The 24,475-nt window shown below is 62.0% G+C and carries 19 protein-coding genes; 12 read left to right on the forward strand and 7 right to left on the reverse strand.

The features are described from left to right. Positions 1-684: 684 nt before the first annotated feature. Positions 685-1,956 carry a tRNA pseudouridine(13) synthase TruD gene (truD, locus tag E2N92_RS03640; RefSeq protein ID WP_220682340.1) on the reverse strand — a complete coding sequence of 424 codons (1,272 nt, stop codon included), beginning with the start codon at positions 1,954-1,956 and terminating at the stop codon, positions 685-687. Next, positions 1,953-2,315, reverse strand: a complete 363-nt coding sequence (gene pth2 / locus E2N92_RS03645) for a peptidyl-tRNA hydrolase Pth2 (protein WP_220682341.1) — start codon at positions 2,313-2,315, stop codon at positions 1,953-1,955. Before pth2 ends, truD begins: the two co-directional genes overlap by 4 nt. An 81-nt stretch (positions 2,316-2,396) precedes the next feature. Here pth2 and E2N92_RS03650 point away from each other — a divergent pair, with 81 nt between their 5' ends. The 9 genes from E2N92_RS03650 (at position 2,397) to E2N92_RS03690 (ending at position 13,994) form a co-directional block, all read left to right on the forward strand. Continuing rightward, the gene (locus E2N92_RS03650) at positions 2,397-3,566 is read left to right on the forward strand and encodes an NAD(P)/FAD-dependent oxidoreductase (protein WP_220682342.1); all 1,170 of its coding nucleotides are present in this window, start codon (positions 2,397-2,399) and stop codon (positions 3,564-3,566) included. Positions 3,567-3,605: 39 nt separating this feature from the next. Continuing rightward, entirely contained in the window at positions 3,606-4,244 is a 639-nt protein-coding gene (cbiM, locus tag E2N92_RS03655) for a cobalt transporter CbiM (protein WP_220682343.1), read from the forward strand. Next, on the forward strand, positions 4,244-4,579 hold the full coding sequence (locus E2N92_RS03660; RefSeq protein WP_246589300.1) for a PDGLE domain-containing protein: 336 nt from the start codon (positions 4,244-4,246) through the stop codon (positions 4,577-4,579). The genes cbiM and E2N92_RS03660 overlap by 1 nt, the downstream gene beginning before the upstream one ends. A gap of 32 nt (positions 4,580-4,611) precedes the next feature. Beyond that, a complete protein-coding gene (locus E2N92_RS03665; protein WP_220682344.1) occupies positions 4,612-5,445 on the forward strand; it encodes an ATP-binding cassette domain-containing protein in 834 nt (277 codons plus the stop codon). Continuing rightward, complete coding sequence (gene cbiQ / locus E2N92_RS03670) at positions 5,442-6,254, forward strand: cobalt ECF transporter T component CbiQ (protein WP_220682345.1); 813 nt, start codon at positions 5,442-5,444, stop codon at positions 6,252-6,254. The genes E2N92_RS03665 and cbiQ overlap by 4 nt, the downstream gene beginning before the upstream one ends. A gap of 692 nt (positions 6,255-6,946) precedes the next feature. Continuing rightward, the gene (locus E2N92_RS03675) at positions 6,947-7,255 is read left to right on the forward strand and encodes a hypothetical protein (RefSeq protein WP_220682346.1); all 309 of its coding nucleotides are present in this window, start codon (positions 6,947-6,949) and stop codon (positions 7,253-7,255) included. Between the two features lie 92 nt (positions 7,256-7,347). Continuing rightward, positions 7,348-9,345, forward strand: a complete 1,998-nt coding sequence (locus E2N92_RS03680; protein WP_220682347.1) for a DNA topoisomerase subunit B — start codon at positions 7,348-7,350, stop codon at positions 9,343-9,345. Further along, entirely contained in the window at positions 9,335-11,779 is a 2,445-nt protein-coding gene (gyrA, locus tag E2N92_RS03685) for a DNA gyrase subunit A (protein WP_220682348.1), read from the forward strand. Before E2N92_RS03680 ends, gyrA begins: the two co-directional genes overlap by 11 nt. Before the next feature lie 1,798 nt (positions 11,780-13,577). Further along, complete coding sequence (locus E2N92_RS03690; protein ID WP_220682349.1) at positions 13,578-13,994, forward strand: secondary thiamine-phosphate synthase enzyme YjbQ; 417 nt, start codon at positions 13,578-13,580, stop codon at positions 13,992-13,994. A gap of 50 nt (positions 13,995-14,044) precedes the next feature. Here E2N92_RS03690 and E2N92_RS03695 read toward each other — a convergent pair whose 3' ends face one another. Then, positions 14,045-14,308: a stationary phase-response protein gene (locus E2N92_RS03695; protein WP_220682350.1), complete on the reverse strand. Its 264-nt coding sequence runs from the start codon at positions 14,306-14,308 to the stop codon at positions 14,045-14,047. Between the two features lie 74 nt (positions 14,309-14,382). On the opposite strand from E2N92_RS03695, the gene E2N92_RS03700 reads away from it, so the two are divergent. Further along, positions 14,383-14,748: an Sjogren's syndrome/scleroderma autoantigen 1 family protein gene (locus E2N92_RS03700; RefSeq protein ID WP_220682931.1), complete on the forward strand. Its 366-nt coding sequence runs from the start codon at positions 14,383-14,385 to the stop codon at positions 14,746-14,748. On the opposite strand, the gene E2N92_RS03705 is transcribed toward E2N92_RS03700, so the two are convergent. Both E2N92_RS03705 and glyS read right to left on the reverse strand, forming a co-directional pair. Beyond that, positions 14,739-16,988: a DEAD/DEAH box helicase gene (locus E2N92_RS03705; protein ID WP_220682351.1), complete on the reverse strand. Its 2,250-nt coding sequence runs from the start codon at positions 16,986-16,988 to the stop codon at positions 14,739-14,741. The two genes, E2N92_RS03700 and E2N92_RS03705, sit on opposite strands and share 10 nt — an antisense overlap. Further along, entirely contained in the window at positions 16,985-18,709 is a 1,725-nt protein-coding gene (gene glyS / locus E2N92_RS03710; protein WP_220682352.1) for a glycine--tRNA ligase, read from the reverse strand. Before glyS ends, E2N92_RS03705 begins: the two co-directional genes overlap by 4 nt. 408 nt (positions 18,710-19,117) lie before the next feature. Here glyS and E2N92_RS03715 point away from each other — a divergent pair, with 408 nt between their 5' ends. Both E2N92_RS03715 and E2N92_RS03720 read left to right on the forward strand, forming a co-directional pair. Next, the gene (locus tag E2N92_RS03715; protein WP_220682353.1) at positions 19,118-19,726 is read left to right on the forward strand and encodes a response regulator receiver protein; all 609 of its coding nucleotides are present in this window, start codon (positions 19,118-19,120) and stop codon (positions 19,724-19,726) included. 62 nt (positions 19,727-19,788) lie between these two features. Further along, positions 19,789-20,442 (forward strand): metal-dependent hydrolase, encoded by a 654-nt coding sequence (locus tag E2N92_RS03720; RefSeq protein ID WP_220682354.1) that lies wholly within the window; start codon positions 19,789-19,791, stop codon positions 20,440-20,442. 1,192 nt (positions 20,443-21,634) lie between these two features. Here E2N92_RS03720 and E2N92_RS03725 read toward each other — a convergent pair. Together E2N92_RS03725 and nifS are read right to left on the reverse strand one after the other, a co-directional pair. Continuing rightward, positions 21,635-22,018, reverse strand: coding sequence for an iron-sulfur cluster assembly scaffold protein (locus E2N92_RS03725; protein WP_220682355.1), 384 nt, complete (start codon positions 22,016-22,018; stop codon positions 21,635-21,637). A 41-nt stretch (positions 22,019-22,059) separates the two neighbouring features. Then, positions 22,060-23,223 carry a cysteine desulfurase NifS gene (nifS, locus tag E2N92_RS03730; protein WP_220682356.1) on the reverse strand — a complete coding sequence of 388 codons (1,164 nt, stop codon included), beginning with the start codon at positions 23,221-23,223 and terminating at the stop codon, positions 22,060-22,062. Positions 23,224-24,475 lie beyond the last annotated feature (1,252 nt).

Consider the following 24,475-nt stretch of genomic DNA (forward strand, 5'->3'; position numbering starts at 1 on the left):
GAAGATAGGTGGAGGACGGAAGAGTGGTGATCATCATTCCGCGGGATCACGCGTGATGCCGTCCCCTGTCCAATCTTTTCGCGAGATGCCGGAAAAGATTCGATGATGAGGGGACGGCGCGGATTATCATGACGCGTGGCGATCATCACTCGGCGGGATCGCATGTGATGCCGTCCCCTGTCCAATCTTCTCGCGAGACGGCAGAACAGATCCAAAGATGAGGGGGACGGCATGCTTTCGATCACGACGCTGTTCTGTTGTCATGACCTCGGAGATAGGAGCGGGACGGAAGAGTGGTGATCATCATTCAGCGGGATCACGCGTGATGCCGTCCCCAACCCGATCTTCTCGCGAGACCGCAAGGCAGATCCGGTGATGAGGGGACGGCACCTCTGTGAGGTTCGTTATTCCCGTCGGTCTCCGGCGGGCATGGATCCCTGCTCTCTCTCTCTGGAGCAGGAAACTACACGGGACCACCACGTCATCGCCGCCCCCGCTATCCTCATGTGAGACGGCGAGAAAAGTTCTACGATTCAGGGCGGCACGTCGGATCAGCACGCCTTCCCATATCAATCGCGCCGTGGGCACTGCCGTGGGGGTCCGGGGGTGAACCCCCCGGTTCGAGAGAGTGAGACGACCAGTCCATCAGGTGGGGAAGGCCGTCCGATTCCAGACCTGTCACTCTTAGATCATCGCGTGCGGGTCGGCCTTCATGAACTCCCGGCACACGGTGGTGGCATAGTGACCGGGGGGAAGGGAGAAGGCAAGGCCGACGTCCTGCCCGACGACCTCCGCCGTAACGTCGGCCCTGACGGCGATGGGCCTGAGTGTTCCCTTATAGCGCAGTCCGACAAAGTCGGCCGCCCTCGCGAAGTCTTCCGCGGTGATCCCGTCCTCATCGAGGAGGGCGATCATCCGCTCGTCGTCTCTCCCGACTGACTCTCTCGGTTCGGAACCAGGCATGAAGAGCGCGACCGCACACCGCCCTCTCTTCATATGGACCGAGACGATCCTTTTGTTCTTCTCGGTCACCGTGTCCTCGCGCCCGTTCGCAAAGAGGAGACGCTCGCCGGGGAGAGGGTCGTCGAGATCGGTGCCGTCGGCAAGGCGCATCGAGAGCACCCGGTTGAAGAGCCAGGACTGGTAGGCCGAGACGAACATCGAGAGGAGTTTTGGCGGGAGGTTCTTGAGGGCCGCGGCATAGTCCCCGGGCGCTCCGGCAAGCCCGGAGAGCACGGCCTTCTCGAACCCGAGGTGGTTGGGGAGGGCGGCGATCGCCGGGCCGGGCTCGCCGGTCTCGAGAAATGTCCGTCTCGTCTCCTGCACCTCGGGCGACTCGTCGGGGAAGGCGAGGCCGACATAGGTCTCGACGGCGGCCCTATAGTCGCCGCGCAGGATCTCGCGGCCCACCAGATGGGTGACCGGCCTGACCACGCCGAAACGCTGGAGCCCGAAGTAGTTGGGAAAACCGGCGGCGGCCGCCGCGGTGCAAGCCTCGACGGTGGCCCGGAGGTCGGGGCCGGTGCATCCGCGCACCGTGATGGAGAAGCGGTTGCCGGTAAGCCCGCCCAGGGCAAGCTGGTGCTGGCTCCGGCCGACCGGTTCGAGTTCGATCTCCTTGAGGTGCACCCCCGCGACCGTCTCCTCGTCCACGCCATAAATGGAAATATACTGGGTGGTGACGGCGTTTTTGTCCTTGGTCCCGGCCCAGGCAATCCGCCGGTGGGAGATCCCCATCGCCGAGGCGATGGACTTCATCGCGTGCTGGTGCTCCCAGTTCCGCTTGGTAAGCCGGCAGATGAGGTACGGCCCCTCGTCCGCGGGTGCGTCGAGCGGGACCTCTTCGACCTGGAAGTCTTCAGGGGTGGCGCGCAGCACCCCACCGGTCCCCGGGGTGTCGGTGACGTACCACCCCATCCCGAGATCGGCCTCCAGGGGGTAGGGTGTCCGGATCATAAGAGCGTGAGGTCTCCGGTGATCTGGTCGAGGACTTCGCTCTTTGCCGGGCCGAGGCCGAGAGCGGTGATCGTACCGGGCGGGATCTCGGTCATCCCCGCGTCCTGGATGAGCGAGGTCGGGATCCCCGCGAACTCGGCGGCGGTCTTCAGTTCATAGAGGGCGCGCTCGCTCGAAGCCTTGAGCACGACCTTCTTCTGCCCTTCGGAGAGCCATGCCTTCTTCGCCTCTTTCCCAGCATGCTCGTAGGCCATGACGGCTGCATGGGCGACCTGCGCACACTTCTTGCCACAGCTCATCTTGACATCGGTCCTGATGATCAGACACTGCTTCCACTTGAACTCGGGCTCTCTGGACATCCACACCCTGTTGGCGCGGGGGAGCAATAAGGCATGGGCATCGGGACATTCATGTAGAGGCAAGGGAGAGATAACCACCACATGTATGACGTAGCGGTGGTCGGTGCCGGACCTTCGGGCGCGGCGGCGGCACGGGCGTGCGCGGAGGCCGGGCTTTCCGTCCTCTGCATCGAGGAACACGCCGCACCGGGGTTCCCGGTCCAGTGTGCAGGCCTCCTCTCGTGCCGCGCATTTGCCGGCTGCGAGGTCTCCGACCGCTCGGTCCTCAACACCGTTCAGGGGGCGCGGGTCGTCTCCGACCGCGGCGCCGAGGTCTTTTTCGACGCACAAGAGACAAAGGCCTATGTCGTCGACCGCGCCCTGCTGGACCAGGAGATGGCCGGGGACGCCGCCTGCGCGGGGGCCGAGATCTGGCCGAAGACCGCGGTCGTCGGGCGCGAGGGCGGACGGCTGATCACCCGCGGCGCGTCGGGTCGCCGGGACGTCGAGGCGCGGATGGTCATCGCCGCCGACGGACCGCGCAGCGGCATGGCGCGGATGCTTGGCCTCGCCCGCGCCCCGGTCTATCTCTCCGGGATCCAGGCCGATCTTCCCCTTGACCTCGACACCAGGTATGTGGAGGTTCACCCGAACGCCGCCCCGCAGTTCTTCGCCTGGGTGATCCCGACCGGCGAGGGGCGGGCGCGGGTCGGGCTTTGCGGGACCGGAGGGGTGCGCGAGGCCTTCGAACGCTTCGCGGCCCGGTACCCCGCGGGCTGTACCCACCTGGTCACCGGCACTATCCCGCTCGGCACGATGCCGCGGACCTACGGGCAGCGGACCCTCTTTGTCGGCGATGCCGCCGGGATGGCCAAACCCACATCCGGGGGCGGGGTCTATACCGGCGTGCGCGCCGCGCGGCACGCCGCTGCCGTCGCCGTCTCCTGCTGCGAGGCCGACGACTTCTCGGACCGCGTCCTTGCCGCATACGAGCGGCGGTGGCAGGCAGACTTCGGGCGGGAACTCACTCTCGGGATGCGCCTCTTCAGACTGAGACAGGAACTCTCTGCAGAGAATATAGACTCACTCCTCAGCACCCTCGCCGACCCCGACATCACCGATCTTATCGTGAAGTACGGGGACATGGACCGGCCCGGAAGGCTGATCAGGCATCTTATGACGAAGCCGAAAGTCCTGCGCAATATCGTGACAGTAGCCGGGCCCTCGGTACGCGTTATTTTGAAAGACCTTAACTTCGGAGTGAACAAGTAACACTTATATCCTATAGGATGTTACTGCTAATCGATAGGCATGCACATACCTGATAACTTCATTCCACTCTGGCAGAGTGCGATCTACTGGGTGATCGCCCTCATATTCATCGCCCTCGCACTGCGGTGGGCACGCAATGAACTGGACGACGAAAAAGTCCCCCTCATCGCCGTCCTGGCCGCCGGGATCTTCGCCATCCAGGCATTCAATCTCCCGGTCGGCATGGGCACGACCGGCCACCTGGTCGGCGGCGCCCTTGCGGCCATCGTCCTTGGTTCGCCCTATGCGGCGGTCTTCGTCCTCACCCTGGTTCTGCTGGTCCAGGCGGTCGTCTTCGGCGACGGCGGGATCACCACGATGGGTGCGAACATCATCAACATGGGCGTCATCGGCGGGTTCGTCGGTTTCTATTCCTACCAGGGGATCCTGAAATACGCGAAGAACCCCTACCTCTCCGCAGGGATCGCCGCGTGGCTCGCCTGTTTCATCCCGGCCCTTGCGGCATCGGTCGAGATGGCTCTTGCCGGTACCTACCCACTCGTCGAGGGTATGATCGCCATGGGCGTCTACCACGCCGCCATCGGAGTCATCGAGGCCGTCATCACGGCGGGCGCGATCTACCTCATCGCATCGGCCCGTCCTGAACTGATGCAATCGTCTCTGGGGGCGACGGCCTGATGGAGACCAATCAGTTCGTGGCGATCGGACTCGTCGTGGCCATCCTCATCGGGGTCACGGCCGTCTTCTTCGCTGCAGGCGACCCCGACGGCCTGGAAAGCACGGCCATCGTCATTCTGGGCGAGAAAGATCTCTTCGGCCCCACCCCCGAGGACGCCGATCCCGAAGCAGTCGGCCACGAGGGCAGTTTCGAGTATGAGGCCCCGATGCCCGACTACTCAATGGGAGAGGAAGGCGGCAAGATGGGTGAAGTGATCGCCGTCGTCGTCGGGATCATCCTCGCGCTTCTCATCGTCTTCGGTGTCGGCAAGGCGGTCGCCGCCTCAAAACACTGAATCTTTATTCTTTTTTGGAGAAATTCTGTACAATGCATATCATTGAGACCCGGGATCTCACCTTCGCCTACCCCAACCGCCCTCCCGCCCTCAGCGGCGTGAACTTCACCGCGGGCCGCAAAGAAAGGGTCGCGGTGATCGGGGCGAACGGTGCCGGGAAGAGCACGCTTTTCAAACACCTGAACGGGATACTGACACCCTCCTCGGGTGAGGTGCTTGTCCACGGGGAATCTGTCACGAAACGAAACCTGCGCGAGGTGCGCAAAGCCGTCGGACTCGTCTTCCAGAACCCCGACGATCAGGTCTTCTCACCTACCGTCGAGCAGGACATCGCCTTCGGACCGGCCAACCTCGGCCTTGACGAGGAGACGATCGCCCACCGGGTGGAGAGCGCCATTCAACTCATGGCCCTCGAAGACCTGCGTGACCGTCCACCCCACCACCTCTCCGGCGGGGAGAAGAAGCGGGTGGCCATCGCGGGGGTGCTGGCCATGGAGCCCCAGGTGCTCATCCTCGACGAACCGACTGCCGGACTCGACCCGCAGGGCGTCGCCGACCTGATCAGGTTCGTAAACACCCTGCCCGAAGCGTTCGGGATGACTGTCATCTTCTCCACCCACCACCTCGACCTGGTCCCTGAACTCGCCGACTCGGTCTATGTGATGGACCACAGCAGGGTGGTGGCCCACGGGTCGGTGCCCGCGATCTTCTCGCGGCCGGACCTGCTCGAGCAGACCCGCCTCGACGTCCCGGCCCTCCAGCGGTTGATGCGCGACCTGCGCGATGTTGGGGTGCCGATCGGTGAGGGCTACACCTATGAGGAGGTCAGGGAGGCCTTCACAGCGGCATACCGGGGCAGGGCATGATCGAGCATCTCTTTGATATCGAGGAGGTGGCGCGGGGTAGCAGCCCGGTCCACCGCTGCGACGCACGGGTGAAACTCATCGTCGCCTTTGCCGTGATCATCGCCGCCGTGGCCCTCCCCTACACGACGGCGGCCTACCTCCCGTCCGCTCTTTTCCTCGTCTTCTTCGCGATCCTCTGGGCGACCGCGCGTATCTCTCCAACAATCTATCTCAAGCGTCTCCTTCTCGTCCTGCCCTTCGGGTTCTTCCTCATCGTCTTCCAGATCTTCTTCACCAACCCGCACTATGCCGAGTTCCACCCGCTCGTCACCCTGCCCCTCGGGATCCATATCTATGCCGAGTCGGTGGAGTTCGCGTCCATCCTGGGGATAAAGTTTCTCGCATGCATCTCTTTCATCATCCTTCTCTCCTCGACGACGACGATGCAGGGGATGCTCGAAGGAGCCGGAAGGCTCGGCCTCCCGGCCGAGTTCACCCTGATCATCGGGATGATGATCCGCTATCTCTTCCTCTTTGCCAGGATGTACCTGCAGATCGGTGCAACCCTCCAGACCAGGTGCTTCGACGCCTTCGACCGTTCCCTCCCGTACCGCTACCGCATGAAGATGCTCGCCTACACCATCGGGACGGTCTTTCTCCGCTCCTTTGAGCAGGGGGAGCGGACGTATACAAGCATGCTCTGCCGCGGGTATGGCCGGGACTCGCACCTCTTCATCACCAAAAAACCGCTCAAGATGGGTGAATGGGCCTTCCTGGCCGTGAGTCTCGTCCTCGTCCCGGCCATCGGACTCCTCGGGTGGATCGCCTGAGGAATAATTCGGCCCTTTAGAATTTTTCATGAGGCGAAAGAACACCTCAAGCATACGGGATAAAAATATATCTTCACTTGATCGCTCTATTTCAAGAGAGGAGAATCAGTGGGGGCCTTGTTCAGGTGCCTCCCCCGCCTATCTTCGGTCCGTGGGGGTTCCGGCGGGTTGCCAGCACCGCACAGAGATAACCGTCCGGATGATTTCCAAAGAGCCGATTTAACCCTGACCAGGAATTCAATGCTGCGGACCCTCCGGAAATCCGCCCATAATCCAGTCTCCTATCCCGCCCTTTTCACGGGCGTACCGGGGAGCCATGATGATTATCATTACTGACAATCATACAAGGGCTCTTGGTGCGGGATGAGGCCTGGTTTCCTTACCGCGTTGCAGGAATAAGCGTCCCTATGGCTCGATCGAAAATAACGCCCGGGACAGCCCCGGATTGGGCCCCCCGCCCATGAAACCGGGGACGATATGGGCGTATTTGAGGGTCGGCCCCATACCTCTTGCCTATCGCGACCCCCGCCATCCTGGAGGGAATTGCACCACAATCTCTGGCCGGAGGTTGCACCCCCTGACAACACGCGACGAGGAAGCGAACAATCAGAGAGACACGACACCGGGGCGTGGGTTTCAAGAGAGGCAGGGGAACCGCACCTTATTTCAGGAACGGCATCGTTCCTCTCCTCATGGAAAGCAAATTCGGCAGGGGGTTTGTGATCCCGATCGTCGCCCTCAGCAAACATTTCGCCCTCAAACCTGAGAAGGCCTTCCTGGGTGCGGCCGACCATCTCACCGAACTGACCCTCCCTGATCAGTTCAGGGGTACCAGGATCGAAGACCTCGTCACCCAGCTCCGCAAACAGGTGATCTGGCACCAACCCGGGACCGCGGACGCCGAAGATGCCGAGGCGGTGAAGAAGACGCTGGACCGGTTGCTCGCCGAGATCGACCGGGCTCTGGGGGTAGAAGACCCACAGATCGGGGTCTACGATTGAAGAACAAGAGTACCTTAATGAGGATATACAACCTATATATGAGATTGTGAATCCACGATCTTTTGCTTCCTTTATTATAACGGAGGTCATCGATGAAAGAAACGTATGATGCCTCCCATATCACCGTACTGAAGGGGCTCGAGCCGGTGCGCGAGCGCCCCGCCATGTACATCGGGAGCACCGACACGAGGGGGCTGCACCACCTGGTCTATGAGGTGGTGGACAACGCCATCGACGAGGCGCTCGCCGGGTACTGTGACCACGTGACCCTCGTCCTCGGCGTCGACGGTTCGTGTGCCGTCGTGGACAACGGCCGGGGTATCCCGGTCGACAGGATGGACGGCGGTAAGAGCGCTCTCGAAGTGGTGCTCACCGTCCTCCACGCCGGCGGCAAGTTCGACAAGAGCACCTACCAGGTCTCCGGCGGCCTTCACGGCGTCGGTGTCTCGGTGGTCAACGCCCTCTCGACCGGTTTGACAGCCACCGTCTACCGCGACGGGAAGATCCACGAGATGGATTTTGCCCGGGGCATCGTGACCAGGCGCCTGACCAGACGGGAAGAGAGCCTCGACGAGCTGAAGGCCAGGTACGTCCAGATCTACGGCACCGAGGGCGACTGGGAAGAGATCGGGGACGACCGGGACCGCTTCCTGATGGAGTTCGGGGATCGGCTCACCGGGACGAAGATCCGGTTCCTCCCCGACCCGGCGATCTTCGAGACCGTCACCTTCGATTTCGAGGTCCTTGCCCACCGGATGCGCGAACTCGCCTTCCTCAACTCAGGGATCACCATCACGATCCAGGACGAGCGGACGGGGGAGGAGGAGCGCCACTGCTACAAGGGCGGGATCAGCGAGTTCATCAGGCACCTCACCGCCAGCACCGAGAAGATCCACGAGGACGTCATCACCTTCGACCGGAAAGACGAGGAGAACAAGATCGAGGTGGAGGTCGCCCTCCAGTACACCGCCACCTACAAGGAACAGATCTTCACCTTCGTCAACTCGGTGAACACCAGGGAAGGCGGCACGCACCTCGAGGGGTTCAGGAGCGCCATCACCCGTGCGATGAACACCTCGGCCAGGAAGAACAACCTCCTCAAGGGCGACAAGTCTCTGCGGGGCGAAGATGTCAGAGAAGGGCTCTGCGCCGTCATCTCCCTCAAGGTCGCCAATCCCCAGTTCGAGGGGCAGACCAAGATGCGCCTGGGCAACTCCAATGTGCGGGGCATCGTCGATTCCCTCGCCTACGCCTCGCTCACCGAATACTTCGAGGAGAACCCGAAGGTCCTTCAGGCGATCGTCGGCAAGGCCCTCCTTGCCGCACGGGCACGCGAGGCCGCCCAGAGCGCCCGCGAACTGGCGCGGCGCAAGAGTACCCTGGAGAGCACCGGCCTCCCGGGCAAACTCGCCGACTGTTCCGAACGCGATCCCGCAAAGAGCGAAGTCTATATTGTGGAAGGAGACTCGGCAGGCGGTTCGGCCAAACAGGGGCGTGACCGCAGGTTCCAGGCGATCCTTCCGTTGCGGGGCAAGATTCTCAACGTCGAGAAGGCCTCGCCCCACAAGATCCTGAAGAACGCCGAGATCCAGGCACTCATCTCCGCGATCGGTACCGGCGTCGGGGAGCACTTCGACGCCGATCGGGCACGCTATCACCACATCGTCCTGATGACCGATGCCGATGTGGACGGGGCGCACATCAGGACGCTGCTCCTCACCTTCTTCTTCAGGTACATGCCCGAACTCATCGAGCGCGGGTATGTCTACATCGCCCAACCACCGCTCTTCAGGGTGAGTAAGGGCAAAAAAGAGCGCTACACCTACAGCGAGGAGGAGATGAAGGTCATCCTCGCCGATATGGGTGAGAAAGGCGTGAGCGTCCAGCGGTACAAGGGTCTCGGCGAGATGAACGCCGGCCAGCTCTGGGAGACCACGATGGACCCCGAGCACCGGGTGCTCAAGCAGGTGCAGATCGAGGACGCAAGTTATGCGAACGAGATCTTCGAGAAACTGATGGGCGACGCCGTCGAGCCGCGGCGCGAGTTCATCAAGAAGCATGCACAGGAGGTGAAGAACCTTGACATCTGAGACAGCCGGGAAGCAGCGGGTGATCCCGGTCACGGTCGAGACCGAGATGAAGTCCTCGTACATCGACTACGCCATGAGCGTCATCATCGGCCGGGCCATCCCCGACGTGCGGGACGGCCTCAAGCCGGTCCACCGCCGTATCCTGTATGGGATGTGGGAGATCGGCAACACCCACGACAAACCCACCAAGAAGAGTGCGAGCATCGTCGGCCATGTGATGGGGAAGTACCACCCGCACGGCGACGCCGCGATCTACGACACCATGGTGAAGATGGCGCAGCCCTTCTCGTATCGGTACATGCCGGTCGAAGGGCAGGGCAACTTCGGCTCCATCGACGGCGACTCGGCTGCGGCGATGCGATATACCGAGGCGCGGCTCACGCCTCTCGCGGAGGCGATGCTCGACGACCTGGAGAAGGAGACGGTGGATTTCATCCCGAACTTCGACGAGTCGACGAAAGAGCCGACCGTCCTCCCGGGAAAGATGCCGAATCTTCTGGTCAACGGGTCGTCAGGGATCGCCGTCGGGATGGCGACGAACATGCCGCCGCACAACCTCGGCGAGGTCTGCGACGCGCTCTGCACCTACATCGACGACCCGGGCGTCACGGTCGAGGAACTGATGCACACGATCCCGGCCCCCGACTTCCCGGGCGGCGGGGTGATCATGGGCACGGCCGGCGTCCGCTCGGCCTACCTGACCGGACGGGGCAAGTGCGTCGTCAGGGGGGTCGCCGAGATCGAGGAAGAGGGAAAACGCCCCAGGATCATCATCACCGAGATCCCCTTCCAGGTGAACAAGGCAAACCTCGTCGAGCAGATCGCGAACCTCGTCAAGGACAAGCGGGTCGAGGGGATCACCGACATCCGCGACGAGTCCGACAAGGACGGGATCAGGGTCGTCATCGATCTGCGGCGCGACGCCATGCCCCAGGTGATCCTGAACCAGCTCTACAAGCACACGCCGCTTGAGAGCACCTTCGGGATCAACAACCTGGCCATCGTCGACGGGCGGCCGATGGTGCTCGGCCTGCCGGCGCTGCTCGGCTACTTCCTCGATCACCGGGTGGAAGTGATCCGCCGGCGGACGGAGTTCGACCTGCGCAAGGCCCAGGAGCGGGTCCATGTCCTCAACGGACTGGTCGTTGCCCTCGAGAGCATCGACGACGTCGTCGCGGCGATCAGGGCGTCAAAGAGCGCCGAGGACGCCCGCGAGGCCCTGATATCCAGGTTCGGTCTCGACGAGGTCCAGGCAAACGCCATCCTCCAGATGCAGCTCCGCCGCCTCGCGGCCCTGGAGCAGCAGAAGGTGCTCGACGAGCGCGAGGCCCTCGGCAGGGAGATCGCACGTCTGCAGGAGATCCTCTCCGACCGGGCTCACATCCTGAGAGAGATCAAGAAAGAGGTCGCGGCGATCAGGGAGGAGTTCGGCGACGAGCGGCGGACGCAGATCGCGGCGGCCGAGGAGGAGATCTCCAAGGCCGACCTCATCGAGGACAAACCGGCCCTGGTCTCTCTCACTGCCACCAATTATATCAAGCGCCTCCCGCTGGAGACGTACCGCAAGCAGCGCCGGGGCGGTCGGGGCATCATCGGGATGGCCACCAAAGAGGACGATGTGGTCACCGACGTCTTCGTGGCTTCCACCCACGACTACCTCCTCTGCTTCACCAACCTGGGCAGGATCTACTGGATGCGGGTCTGGGATATCCCTGAAGCAGCCCGCACCGGGAAGGGGAAGGCAATCGTCAACCTCCTCAACCTGAGCGGGGACGAGCGGGTCACCACCGTCATCCCGGTCAGGGATTTCGAGCCCGGAAGATTCCTCTTCTTTGCGACAAAGGGCGGCATGGTCGTCAAGATCCCGATCGAAGAATTCTCCAGGCCCAGGCCGAGCGGGATCCTCGCGATCAAACTGAAGGACGACGACGAACTGGTGGACGTGAAGATCACCGACGGGAAGCAGGAGATCTTCCTGACGACCTGGAAGGGTCTGGGCCTCAGGTTCAAGGAAGAGGAGATCAGGAGTCTTCACCGCAACGGTCAGGGCGTGATCGGGATCAGGCTGCGGCCCGGAGACTGTCTCGTCTCCCTTGCCCTGGTGGAGAAGGACTATCTGCTCGCCGTCACCGGCCGGGGCGCCGGCAAACTGATCCTCTTCGACGAGTTCAAGGGCCGCCACCGCGGCACGATGGGGATCAGAAACCTCAGGGCCGCCTATGGCGACGGGGTCGTGGCGGCGAAGGCGGTCTCGGCAGAGGACGAGATCATCCTGATGAGCGCCTCGGGGATCGCGATGCGGACCAGAGTCTCTGAGATCTCGATCCAGAAGCGGGACACCCGCGGCGTGCGGGTGATGAAGATGGGCGAGGGCGATAAACTCGTGGGGTTCGCCCTCGTCCAGAGCGAAGAAGAAGAAGAAGACGAAAACTGAAGAAGCGGTCTTCTTCGGGGACCGACCGAAAATCCGGTTCTCCTCTTTTTTTCGGATTCGTTGCATCGGGCATGAACTCGATCAGGTGCATCGCCGGATTGCCGCCTCCGTCTCGTCTCAGGCGGGGCGATGATGACGAAGCAGGAGCCGTCCCCCCCTATCTTCTCGCGAGACGGCAGAACAGATTCGGTGACGATGGGACGGCACATTCTGATCATCTCGCCCCTCCCGCAGGCATGACCCCAAAGATAGAACCCGGCCCAGGAAGAGGCGATCATCATTCAGCGGGATCACGCGTTCGTGCCGTCCCCCGCACTATCTTTTCGCGAAATGGCAGAACAGATCCGAAGATGAGGGGGACGGCACGGTCTGATCATCGTACCTTTCCTGTCGGCATGACCCCGAAGATAGAACCGGGACGGGAACAGGTCGATCAATTTTCAGCGGGATCACGCGTTCGTGCCGTCCCCCGCACTATCTTTTCGCGAAATGGCAGAACAGATCCGAAGATGAGGGGGACGGCACGGTCTGATCATCGTACCTTCCCTGTCGGCATGACCTCGAGGATAGAACCCAGCCCAGAAAGAGGCGATCATCATTCAACAGGATCACGCCCTCCGTGCCGTCCCCGCACTATCTTCTCGCGAAATGGCGGAACAGATCCGAAGATGAGGGGGACGGCATGATATGATCATTATGCGGTTCTGTTTTCATGACCCCGAAGATAGAACCGGGACGGGAACAGGTCGATCAATTTTCAGCGGGATCACGCGCTCCGTGCCGTCCCCCGCACTATCTTCTCGCGAAATGGCAGAACAGATCCGAAGATGAGGGGACGGCATGATATGATCATTATGCGGTTCTGTTTTCATGACCCCGAAGATAGAACCGGGACGGGAACAGGTCGATCAATTTTCAGAGGGATCACGCGCTCCGTGCCGTCCCCCCCTATCTTCTCGCGAGACGGCAGAACAGATCCGAAGATGAGGGGACGGCATGATATGATCATTATGCGGTTCTGTTTTCATGACCCCGAAGATAGAACCGGGACGGGAACAGGCCGATCAATTTTCAGAGAGATCACGCGCCGTGCCGTCCCCTGCACTATCTTCTCGCGAAATGGCGGAACAGATCCGAAGATGAGGGGGACGGCATGATATGATCATTATGCGGTTCTGTTTTCATGACCCCGAAGATAGAACCGGGACGGGAACAGGTCGATCAATTTTCAGAGAGATCACGCGCCGTGCCGTCCCCCGCACTATCTTTTCGCGAAATAGCAGAACAGATCCGAAGATGAGGGGGACGGCACGTTCTGATCATCGTACTCGCCCCGTCGGCATGACCCCGAAGATAGAACCGGGACGGGAACAGGTCGATCAATTTTCAGAGAGATCACGCGCTCCGTGCCGTCCCCCGCACTATCTTCTCGCGAGACGGCAGAACAGATCCGAAGATGAGGGGACGGCATGATATGATCATTATGCGGTTCTGTTTTCATGACCCCGAAGATAGAACCGGGACGGGAACAGGTCGATCCATTTTCAGCGGGATCACGCGCTCCGTGCCGTCCCCCGCACTATCTTTTCGCGAAATACTGGTGACGAATCGGTGAAGAGGGGGACAGCAGGGTTGATCATGACGCCGTCCCGTCACCGTGACCCCGAAGATCGAACCGGGGATGCAGGGCGATGACGATATTACCTGATCAACATGCCCCTCACACCATCTCACGAGGAGAGCGATCACCGGCCCCGACAGAGGTATCCTTTTCTATCAGGCCGCCGGATGCTCACGCATGGTCTATCACGAACGGATCACGGTGACCACCAGGGGCGAGGGCGACATCGTCGACCTCACCCCGGCGGTGCACCGGTGCGTGGAGGCAAGCGGGACGGAGAACGGGGTCTGCACCCTCTTCGTCGTCGGTTCGACGGCGGCGATCTCGACGATCGAGTACGAGGACGGGGTGCTCGACGACCTGCGGGGCGCCCTCGAGCGGGTCGCTCCTTCGGACATCGTCTATGCCCATGACCGGCGGTGGGGCGATGGCAACGGACGGTCGCATGTGCGTGCCTCGTTCGTCGGCCCTTCGCTCACCCTGCCGGTGGAGAACGGGTCGCCAGTGCTCGGCACCTGGCAGCAGGTCGTCCTCCTGGAACTTGATATCAGGCAGCGCCGTGAAAGAACTGTGGTCTGTACGGTGCTGCCGTGAAAAATGGATCTCAGATTGAGCCCGGAAAAAGAGTTTCCGGGGTATTCTGTTCAGTCAAGCGGAATCGTTTCAAGCTGTGAGACCAGTTCCCAGATCCGGGTGCGGGCGTGAACCGGCATGTTGGGATCGTTGGAGACCTCGTCGATGGTCGAGATGGCCTCAGCCGCACGCAGGCCGATGCTCTTGTTCTCGTTCATGAGAAGAGACTTGGTTTCGTCAGCAACCCTGCGGATGTTACGAGGGATGGTGTTGTCTTCAGAAATATGCTGAAGCATCTGAATACACACATTTATGGTTTCCTCTGGTGTGGCCATTGACAATCACCCTTTATTACTATATACCCCAGGTTCTTATATACATTGATTTATCAGACCCCCCGGTGACAGTGATGACAGAGCGAAAACCAGAGGATATCATGGCCGAATACCTCCTGAAAGGAGGTAAAATGCTTGCTAAAGAGTGCAAGACCTGCGGATCTCCGATGTTCGAGTACAAGGGGGAGACGCTCTGTGTCGTCTGCGCAGAGAGGGCGGTACAGGAGGAGCGCACGCCGACCGCACCGGTGCCTGCCGTCCCTGCCGCACCGCCGACCGCACCCCCCGCGAGGGCCGGCACGGCCGAGGCCGGGATCGAGGCGGCGGTCGCCGCCCTCTGCGAGCGGGTCGAAGGGGAAACCGACGAGCGCCGGTGCCTTACTCTGATGCAGGCGGTGCTCGCCGGCGCCGAGGCGCTCAAACTCCTTCGTCACTCATAAGGCCGACTGGAAACGTCCCTGATCCCCTCGGCCCTCTTCTTCCCGATCCCTTTCACCTGGCTCAGGTCGTCGACGCCGGCGTCGATGACCGCCTGCACCGATCCGAAATGTTCGAGGAGGGCGCGCGCGTGTTTGAGCCCGACCTCGGGGAAGGCCGCGACCACGTATTCCTGCTCCTCACGCGCGGTCCGGTACGACTTTTTCGGCTGGACTGTCCGTTCGGTCCGCTCGCTCCCCTCTCTCCTGGCGATGACGGCGAGCATCTCCGCGGTCTCGTCGGCGCTCCTGGTGAAGAGGACCGAGACGCCGAGGTCGAGGGTGATCGCGGCGAGCGCACCCCTGATGGCGTTGGGGTGGATGTCCCGCGCCGCATAGAGGTCCTCCTCGCCCTCGACGATGAGGACCGGGCGGACGGCCGCCGAGGCCAGGGCCCGCACCTGTCCCAGGAGGTCGCGCTCGACCAGGGTGTCGGCAAAGTCCCGCACCGTCTTGCGCTCCACCAGCACCCGGTCGCCGACGGCGTAGTCGCCGACCTCCAGGCGGGTGAGCGTCAGACGAAGCCCCAGGTCGGAGAGGACTTCCGCGACCCGCGAGGAGGTCTCGCGGTCGTCGACGGTGATCGACGGACCTTCGGGTTCCGGGTCGGGAGCGGGTGCGGCGGCAAAGGCGCCGATGCTCGTCTGCCCGGATGCCGGCGAGACGGGCGAGATCGGCCCGCCGTTGTTCCCGAGTTTCTTGATCCCCCTGAGCATCTGCCGCTCGCGGTTGAGGCTCACGTACTTGTAGACCTCGTCCGAGGTGCCCTTCGTGGTGAGCACCACGATTCGTCCCGAACCGCTCCGCCCGGTCCGCCCCTTCCGCTGGATGCTCCGGATCTCCGAGGGGACCGCCTCATAAAAGATGACCAGGTCGGTGGACGGGACGTCCAGGCCCTCCTCCCCGACTGAGGTGGCAACGATCACCGGGAACTCGCCCTCCCGGAACCGCCGCAACACCTCGATCTGCTGCTTCTGGGTAAGTCCCTTCTCGGCGTCTTTGGTCGCCTGCCCGACGAAGCGTTCGGCATGGACGCCGGCCGCTGTAAGGGCGTCGACCAGGTGGCCGACCGTGTCCCTGAAACTGGCAAAGACGATGGTCCGGCTCTCCGGGTGCTCGCGCACCTCCTCGAGGACCAGGTCGACGGTCAGCCCCACCTTGGGGTGGAGTTCGGTCTCCCACCCGGCGGCGCGGGTGCAGAGCCGGCGGAAGACCGGGTCTCCGGCAAGCCGTTTGCTCGCCTTCGTCCCCGAACCCGACCGCCCCTCTGAGAACAGTTTCTCCAGATACGTCCGCAGGGCCGCACTCCCCTGCGACTCGGCGAGGGAGACGGCGTGCCTCACCTTCATCACCTCGGCGTACACCGAGGCCGCCATGAATCCTGCGGGATCGCGCTGTGCGATCCTAGCCTGCACCTGGGCGTTGAGGGCGTTGAGCGCCTTCATCGAGAGTTTCTCGCGCGCAGGCACCCTGAACCCCGCCTCGCCGAGGGCGTTGAGGCGCGAGTCCAGGAGACGGTTGAGGTCGCCGACGGCCGCGGCAAGTTCGTCGGGGAGGTCGACCGAGAGATAGTCCACCTCGCGCTCGTGGATGTACGGACGAACATCGTCGTCCTGCTCGGTCCGCGTCTCCACCTGCACGACGCCGAGGTTTGCCATCACCTCCTCCACCTTCCCGTGGTCTCCTCCCGGCGAGGCAGTCATCGCAAGAAGAAGCGGTTTCCCGGCTGTCGTCAGGTACCGGCGCGCCAGAAAGACATACGCATAGTTCCCGACCGCCCGGTGGCACTCGTCCACCACCAGGAGCGTGACCCCACTCAGGTCGTAGCGCCCGGCGATGAGGTCGTTCTTCACCACCTGCGGAGTGGCAAAGACCGCCTGTGCGCGTTCCCAGATCGCCGTGCGTTCGTCGGGCGCGGTATCCCCGGTAAACAGTGCGCAGGCGCCGTCAGGGAGCCTGAGCCGCTCTGAGAAGAAACGGAGGTGCTGCTCGACGAGCGGTTTGGTCGGGGCAAGCACCAGGAGCCGGCCCCCCTCCTGGTACAGCCTGGACGCCGCGGTGATCAGGGCGACGGCGGTCTTGCCAAGGCCGGTGGGCAGGACCACCATCGTGCAGGCGTCGAGGGCCTGGAGCGCGATGGCAAGTTGGTATCGCCGCTCTTCCAGACACTCGGGCCTGATGAGAGGGTGGCTGATGTACTTCATTCTGACTTCAGGTCGGCGAAGGTGGTGCGGCCCCTGATGAGTGCGAGGATCGTCGGGACCAGGTCGTCGATCATGACCCGCACCTGCGTCATGGAGTCGCGGTCACGGAGGGTGACCGTGCCCGCCTCCTTCGTCTCGGTGTCGACGGTCACCGCGAACGGCGTCCCGACCTCGTCCTGCCGGCGGTACCGGCGGCCGATCGCACCGTTGTCGTCGTAGTCGGCGAGGACCCCGGCGTCCTGGAGGTCGACGGTGATCTCTCTGGCGATGGTGTCGAGGCCGTCCTTGTTCACGAGCGGGAAGACCGCCACCTGCACCGGAGCGATGCAGGGGGCGAGGCGGAGCACCTTGCGCACCTCGCCGTCGACCTCCTCCTCGTCATAGGCATGCTCCAGGACCGAGTAGATCATCCGGTCGATCCCGTACGAGGGTTCGATGACATGGGGCATCACCTCGGCGCCCCGCACCTCGACCTCTTCCTCGGTGACGGTGTAGAGGTCGCCGGGCACGAAGATCGTCTCGCCGTCGACGACCACCTCGGCGCCGTCCGGGCCCGGCATCGCCTCGGCCAGGGCGGCGGCGATCTTTGCGGCCTTGCCGCGATACTTGGGACCGAGCACGCCCATGTTGGCGACGATCCGCTTTCTCGTCTCCTTGCGCGCCTCGTCGAAGGGCACGAAGACGGTCATCGAGTCCCCGCTCTCGGCCGCATGCGCCCTGAGGTCGTAGTCGGTCCGGTCGGCGATCCCGACGATCTCGACCCAGCCGAACCTTTCGGAGTAGACCTCAGCGTCCCAGCAGTCGATGGCGTAATGCGCCCGCTCATCCGGGAGGTGCTGCCTGAACCGCGTCCGCTTCGGGTCGATCCCGATGGACGTGAGGAGTTCGTGGGTGAGGGCGAGATAGTAGGCGATATACTCGTTGGCGATGATCCCCTCGTCCACTGCCTGGCGCATCGTCCTGGTGATCGCCGCGGTGTTGTTCTGCTGCTGCTCGATCGCCCAGAGGTCGACCGGGTAATCGGCGTAGCGTGCGAAGGCCGGGTGGGTCTTCTCCTGCGGGTTGACGAAGATCTCGGCCTCGGCCTGGGTGAACTCGCGCAGGCGGATCATGCCCTGGCGCGGGGAGATCTCGTTCCGGTACGACTTGCCGATCTGGACGGCGCCGAAGGGGAGTTTCTGCCGGTAAAAACGCAGGAGTCTGGAGAAGTCGGTGAAGATCCCCTGGGCGGTCTCGGGCCTGAGGTAGCCTTTCCGCTGCGAACCCGGGCCGATGTTCGTCTGGAACATCAGGTTGAAGTCGAAGACCTCGGTCTGCCCGAAGGTCTCGCCGCAGGAGGGGCACGCGGCGTCGATGATCGCCGCCGCCAGTTCTTCCTTCGAGAGGACGGCGCCGTTCTCGATCCCGCAGGCCTCGGCAAGATGGTCTGCCCTGAAATATTCGTTGCAGTGAGGGCACTGGCACATCTTGTCGGCAAACCCTTTCACATGGCCCGAGGCGAGATATATGGACTCGGTCCCGACGGTCGGGCATTCGATCTCGTAATAGCCCTCTCTGATGACGTAATAGTGTCTCCAGATATTTTCGATCCGCCGCTTCATCATGGCGCCGAGCGGCCCGTAATCGATGAAGCCTGCAACTGAACCATAGAGCTCTGCCGAGGGCCAGACAAAGCCGCGGCGCTTTGCGAGTTCTATGACTTTATCGTAGATGTCACTCACTGCGATCAATCCTGGTGTAATATTTTGGCCACAGGATTATATAGTCCCGCTTTCCCTGCCTGGGATGGAGCGGCACGGACCGGACAGGATGGAGGGGGCATGCGAGGTTTGTCGCAGAACCGCGCAAAAGATCGCGCGTTGCCCGACGCACTCAGAAGAGCGTTCCAGGCGAAGAGGCTGGATCACACCCCTTCTAGTGTCAGAATGATCTGCGCACAGGGGTGGAAAAATCTGAAAACATACGGCAATATAATAAGCATATCTTTTTTTACGCGGTGCCCTTTTTACCCCATACATCAAAAATATTCTAATATCTCCAATTGAATCACTCCGGTCCTGCCGGGGATTAATTAATAATTTTTAAATATGATCAGACGTATTCTATTTCAGACCTAGTGTGGTATTGCCATGCCAGCAGAACACAGAAAAAAGGAACTCCTTGCACTCTTCCAGGACCTCACCAGCAAGACGGAGATCGTCGAGCCGATGAAGAAGATCCATGGAAGTCTCAGGGACCGTGATGCGGTGGGGCGCGAGATCGCCCTCATCATGCGCGAGATCCTTGACCAGGGTTTCTTCCAGACCAAGCTCTCCCCCCGCCAGCTGGCGACGCTCGTCATCGCCTTCAACGAAGGTAAGAATGACACCGAGATCGCCCGCGAGCTTGGAAACGAAAAACTGGCGAAGACTGTTGCCAGGGCACGGGTCAGGATCAAACTCTTCCGTGAGTCTGACTTTGACATGCCCTTCGAGCGCACCGAGCTCACCGACCTGGTCGATTCGGGGAAGACGATGAACGAGATCTCCCAGTCCCTGGGGATCAGTTCTTCGTCTCTGCGCGAGTACCGACACGTGATCGCCATGGATGAGGACGCCACGCTCGATCCCTACCTGGAACGGATCAAAGACGTGATCGAGGACCGCGACCTCACCGAGCAGATGACCCGCGGTGTCACCAACGACGGGCTTTCCGAGGCGATCGACGCGACCGAAGCCGAGATGATCGACGTAACGTAAAAGACGTGCCGGGTGGCCCTCCCAGTACCACCTTTTTTACGTCAGGGCACAGATCAGCGTGCATGAAGATCCAGTGGCTCGGCCATGCATGCTTCCTGCTCGAAGGGAGCAGGACTATTCTTATCGACCCGTTCGTTCCTTCAGGCGAGATCCCGACCGATCCCGACATCGTGGCCGTCACCCACGGTCATGCCGACCATCTCGGGGAGGTGGTCAGGATCAAAAAGCCGACGGTGACGATGAACGAGATCGCAAAGTATCTCGCCGCACGGGGTGTCCCGACCGAACCGATGAATATCGGCGGGACGGTCGAAGTGGACGGCGTCTCGTTCACGATGACGCCCGCGCTCCACTCTTCGTGGCTTGAGGAGGCAGGCGGCGGGTATTATGGCGGCGCGGCGGCCGGGTTCGTCATCACCATGGACGGCGTCACCGTCTACCACGCGGGCGACACCGGCCTCTTCTCAGACATGAAGTTGATCCGGGAACTCTACCGTCCCGACGTCGCCCTCCTCCCGGTCGGCGGGCGGTTCACGATGGGGCCCAGGGAGGCGATGGTGGCGGCTGAGTTCGTGGGGGCGAAGACCGTCGTCCCGATGCACTACGACACCTGGCCGGTGATCGCCCAGGACCTTTCAGGATTCAAGGCGGCGATCGAGCGGACGACCGACATCAAAGTGGCGCTTCTTGCGCCTGGCGAGAGTCTTGAGGTCTGAGGAAAGAACTGCGGTGAAGTTCTCTTGATCGATGATTTTGCCAGGGGTCCGGCCACCCCCTCTTCATGGTCATCGACGACGCCTTCCTGTTCCAATCTTCGGGGTCATGGGGATGGGACGGTGTGGGGATCAAAATGTGCCGTCCCCCTTATCTTCGGATCTGTTCTGCCGTCTCGCGAGAAGATAGGACGGGGGACGGCACGAGTGCGTGATCCGCTGAAAATGGATCGACCTGTTCCCGTCCCGGTTCTATCTTCGGGGTCATGCCGACAGGGAAGGTACGATGATCAGAACGTGCCGTCCCCCACATCTTCGGATCTGTTCTGCCATTTCGCGAAAAGATAGGGCGGGGGACGGCATGGAACGCGTGATCCCATTGAAAATGGATCGAACTGTTCCCGTCCCGGTTCTATCTCCGGGGTCATGAGGACGGGGCGAGTACGATGATCAGAACGCGCCGTCCCCTTATCTTCAGATCTGTTCTGCCGTCTCGCGAGAAGATAGGACAGGGGACGGCATGGAGCGCGTGATCCCGTTGAAAATGGATCGAACTGTTCCCGTCCCGGGTTCTATCTTCGGGATCATGCCGACAGGGAAGGTACGATGATCAGAACGTGCCGTCCCCCCCACCTTCGGATCTGTTCTGCCGTTTCGCGAAAAGATTGGGTGGGGGATGGCATGGAGCGCGTGATCCCGTTGAATGATGATCGCCTCTTTCTGGGCCAGGTTCTATCTTCGGGGACATGAAGACGGGGCGAGTACGATGATCAGAACGTGCCGTCCCCCACATCTTCGGATCTTTTCTGCCGTCTCGCGAGAAGATAGGACGGAGGACGGCATGGAGCGCGTGATCCCGCTGAAAATGGATCGACCTCTTCCCGTCCCGGTTCTATCTTCGGGGTCATGAAAAGAGGACGGCGTCATGATCTGAATTGCCGTCCCCCTTATCTTCGGATCTATTCCGCCGTTTCGCGAAAAGATAGGGCGGGGGACGGCATCACATATGCACCCCGGAATAATAATCGGCCCTTTCCCGTCTGTGGTCTATCTTCGGGGTCATGCTGGCAGGAAAGGCACGATGATCAGAACGTGCCGTCGCCCCCCGCGAGACGATAGGACGGGCCGCCGGGTCATACTCGATCCAGAGAAAGTGAAGTTTTCTCCAGAACCGAAATGCCGACCAAAAAAAGATTCACCAGGGTTCAAGCCCCTGTTTTTCCCGATAGGCGTTGATTGCCTGCCTGATCGCGTCCTCGGCCAGGACTGAGCAGTGCATCTTCGGCTCAGGGAGGCCGCCGAGGGCGGCGGCGACCTCACGATTGGTGAGCGCCCAGGCTTCTTCCAGGCTCTTGCCCTTGATCATCTCGGTCGCCATGCTGGAGGAGGCGATGGCCGCGGCGCATCCCAGGGTCCTGAACCTGACGTCCACGATCCGGTCGTCCTCGATCTTGAGGTACAGGGCGGTGGTGTCCCCGCACTCCGAACTCCCCACCTCGACGAAGGCGTCTGCGTCCTCCAGCACCCCGACATTGCGCGGGTTGGTGAAGTGGTCCATGACGGTCTCTGTGAACTGCATCTGATCACCTCTTGGTATGGGATTCACAAAACCCTTCGCTCTCAGGCATGGCCACGCGAGAGTCTGCGCAGGCGTGCGACGGCGTCGGGGAGAGCGTCGAGGAGGAAGTCGATGTCTGCTCCGGTGGTCAGGTCGCCGAGGCTGAGACGGAGCGAGGCGCGGGCGAGGGCGGGGGGAACGCCCATGGCGGTGAGGACATGGGAAGGCGCTTCTTCGCCGGATGAGCAGGCGCTCCCGGTGGAGGCGCAGACGCCCTGCATCCCGAGGAGGGTGAGGAGGGCCTCGCCGTCGATCCCCGCAAACGAGATGTTGATGTTGCCGGGGAGGCGCTCGGTCGGGTGGCCGTTAAGGGTGACCTCGGGCACACGCTCCAGGATCCCGTCGAGGAGGCGGTCGCGCAGCGCCGCCACCCGCGCCGCGTGGCCGGGGATGTCACCGCACGCCCGCTCGATGGCCGCACCCAGGCCGACGATCCCGGGGAGGTTTTCGGTCCCGGCGCGCCGGCCCTTCTCCTGCCCGCCGCCGTGGACGAGGGTCTCGATGGCGACGCCGTCCCTGATGTACAGCGCTCCTGTCCCCTTGGGCCCGTAGAACTTGTGGCCGGAGAGGGAGAGGAGGTCGATCTGCATCGCGTCGACGTCGATCGGCACGTTCCCGACGGCCTGGACGGCGTCGGTGTGGAAGAGGACGCCGTGCTCGTGGGCGACGGCACCGATCGCGGCGATGGGCTGGATGGTGCCGACCTCGTTGTTGGCGGTCATCACCGAGACGAGGACGGTCCGGTCGGTGATCGCCGCCTCGACGGCGGCCGGGTCGACCATGCCGTACCGGTCGACCGGCAGGTAGGTGACCGAGAAGCCCTGCCTCTCCAGGAACTCGCAGGTGTGGAGGATGGCGTGGTGCTCGATGGCGGTGGTGATGATATGGTCGCCCTTCTCCCGGTTCGCCAGGGCGACGCCCTTCAGCGCCCAGTTGTCCGATTCGGTCCCGCCGGCGGTGAAGAAGATCTCGGCGGGCGAAGCGCCGAGGGCGGCGGCGACCTGCCCGCGGGCACGGTCCACCGCCTCCCGCGACTCGTCGGCAAGGCCGTACAGGGAAGAGGGGTTGCCGAAGTGTTCGGTGAAGTACGGGAGCATTGCGGCGACGACCTCGGGATGGGTCGGGGTCGTGGCGGCGTGGTCGAAGTAATGGATCTTTTCGCTCATATCTCTCCCTTTGATTATTCCCATTGTCTTTTGATGATGGAAAAAATAACCCTTCGAGACGGGATGTGGTGGGGGGGTCGGGCTTCGGTTTCCGTATGGTATGATCATCTCATCCGATCGATCTGCCGTCTCTTCTCCGTCCATGCCTTTCTGAGGATTACAGGGATCACTTTCAGAGGGAAGAACACAGCAGAAGAAGAACTCAAAAAAGTTCTGTTGAATCGGGCATGAGGTGGGAGCACGCCTCAAGCATACGGGATGAAAATTTCTCGTCGCTTGCTCTCTCTTTTCAAAGATTGAAGAATCGATGGAGACCTTGTTCAATCGCCGCCCCCGCCCATCCTCATTGTGGGGGGTCCGGGGGGTTTCCCCCCGGCGCGAGATTTCAGAAAAGATTCTCCGATGAGGGTGGCACGTCTGATCATCACGCCTTCCCACAACACCATGCCGGGGGCGCTGCCCCCGGACCCCCAGGATGAAGATAGGGCGGGGAAGACAGAGGGTCAATAATTCAGAAAGTGGATATTTCCTCTGTGTATCAACTATGGGGGAGCGCGGATGGATCAAATCCTCATGAAAATCTGGAGAGACAGTTTTCTGGATCATTTTCATGGTAAATCATCTGGATTGCTCTCTCTGCGGGACGGCACGGCGGGGGGTGACGATCCAGATCGGCCGTCCCCCTTCACCGGATCTGTCCTGCTATCTCGCGTGAGGATAGGACGGGGGACGGCACGGAGCGCGTGATCCTGCCGAGTAGAGATCGCCTCTTTTCCGTCCCGCTCCAATCTTCGAGGTCATGGGAACAGGACGAGGTCATGATCAGACCATGCCGTCCCCTTTTCACCAGACCAGTTCTGCCATCTCGCGAGAGGATAGGACGGGGGACGGCACGGCGCGTGATCCTGCCGAGTAATGATCGCTTCTTTTCCGTCCCGCTCCAATCTTCGAGGTCATGGGAACAGGACGAGGTCATGATCAGACCATGCCGTCCCCTTTTCACCAGACCAGTTCTGCCATCTCGCGAGAGGATAGGACGGGGGACGGCACGGCGCGTGATCCTGCCGAGTAATGATCGCTTCTTTTCCGTCCGGTTCTATCCTCGGGGTCATGAAAATAGGACCGCGTGATGATCATATCATGCCGTCCCCCTTCACCGGATCTGTTCTGCCGTCTCGCGTGAGGATAGGACAGAGGATGGCATCACGCGTGATCCCACCGAGTAGAGATCGCCTCTCTTCCGCCCCACTCC

The sequence above is a fragment of the Methanofollis formosanus genome, from assembly GCF_019633745.1.
GTDB lineage: Archaea > Halobacteriota > Methanomicrobia > Methanomicrobiales > Methanofollaceae > Methanofollis > Methanofollis formosanus.

Excerpts from the sequence above, each read along its gene's own strand:
- truD (WP_220682340.1), bottom strand. The coding sequence starts at position 1,956 with ATGATCCGGACACCCTACCCCCTGGAGGCCGATCTCGGGATGGGGTGG.
- pth2 (WP_220682341.1), bottom strand. The coding sequence starts at position 2,315 with ATGTCCAGAGAGCCCGAGTTCAAGTGGAAGCAGTGTCTGATCATCAGG.
- E2N92_RS03650 (WP_220682342.1), top strand. The coding sequence starts at position 2,397 with ATGTATGACGTAGCGGTGGTCGGTGCCGGACCTTCGGGCGCGGCGGCG.
- cbiM (WP_220682343.1), top strand. The coding sequence starts at position 3,606 with ATGCACATACCTGATAACTTCATTCCACTCTGGCAGAGTGCGATCTAC.
- E2N92_RS03660 (WP_246589300.1), top strand. The coding sequence starts at position 4,244 with ATGGAGACCAATCAGTTCGTGGCGATCGGACTCGTCGTGGCCATCCTC.
- E2N92_RS03665 (WP_220682344.1), top strand. The coding sequence starts at position 4,612 with ATGCATATCATTGAGACCCGGGATCTCACCTTCGCCTACCCCAACCGC.
- cbiQ (WP_220682345.1), top strand. The coding sequence starts at position 5,442 with ATGATCGAGCATCTCTTTGATATCGAGGAGGTGGCGCGGGGTAGCAGC.
- E2N92_RS03675 (WP_220682346.1), top strand. The coding sequence starts at position 6,947 with ATGGAAAGCAAATTCGGCAGGGGGTTTGTGATCCCGATCGTCGCCCTC.
- E2N92_RS03680 (WP_220682347.1), top strand. The coding sequence starts at position 7,348 with ATGAAAGAAACGTATGATGCCTCCCATATCACCGTACTGAAGGGGCTC.
- E2N92_RS03690 (WP_220682349.1), top strand. The coding sequence starts at position 13,578 with ATGGTCTATCACGAACGGATCACGGTGACCACCAGGGGCGAGGGCGAC.
- E2N92_RS03695 (WP_220682350.1), bottom strand. The coding sequence starts at position 14,308 with ATGGCCACACCAGAGGAAACCATAAATGTGTGTATTCAGATGCTTCAG.
- E2N92_RS03700 (WP_220682931.1), top strand. The coding sequence starts at position 14,383 with ATGACAGAGCGAAAACCAGAGGATATCATGGCCGAATACCTCCTGAAA.
- E2N92_RS03705 (WP_220682351.1), bottom strand. The coding sequence starts at position 16,988 with ATGAAGTACATCAGCCACCCTCTCATCAGGCCCGAGTGTCTGGAAGAG.
- E2N92_RS03715 (WP_220682353.1), top strand. The coding sequence starts at position 19,118 with ATGCCAGCAGAACACAGAAAAAAGGAACTCCTTGCACTCTTCCAGGAC.
- E2N92_RS03720 (WP_220682354.1), top strand. The coding sequence starts at position 19,789 with ATGAAGATCCAGTGGCTCGGCCATGCATGCTTCCTGCTCGAAGGGAGC.
- E2N92_RS03725 (WP_220682355.1), bottom strand. The coding sequence starts at position 22,018 with ATGCAGTTCACAGAGACCGTCATGGACCACTTCACCAACCCGCGCAAT.
- nifS (WP_220682356.1), bottom strand. The coding sequence starts at position 23,223 with ATGAGCGAAAAGATCCATTACTTCGACCACGCCGCCACGACCCCGACC.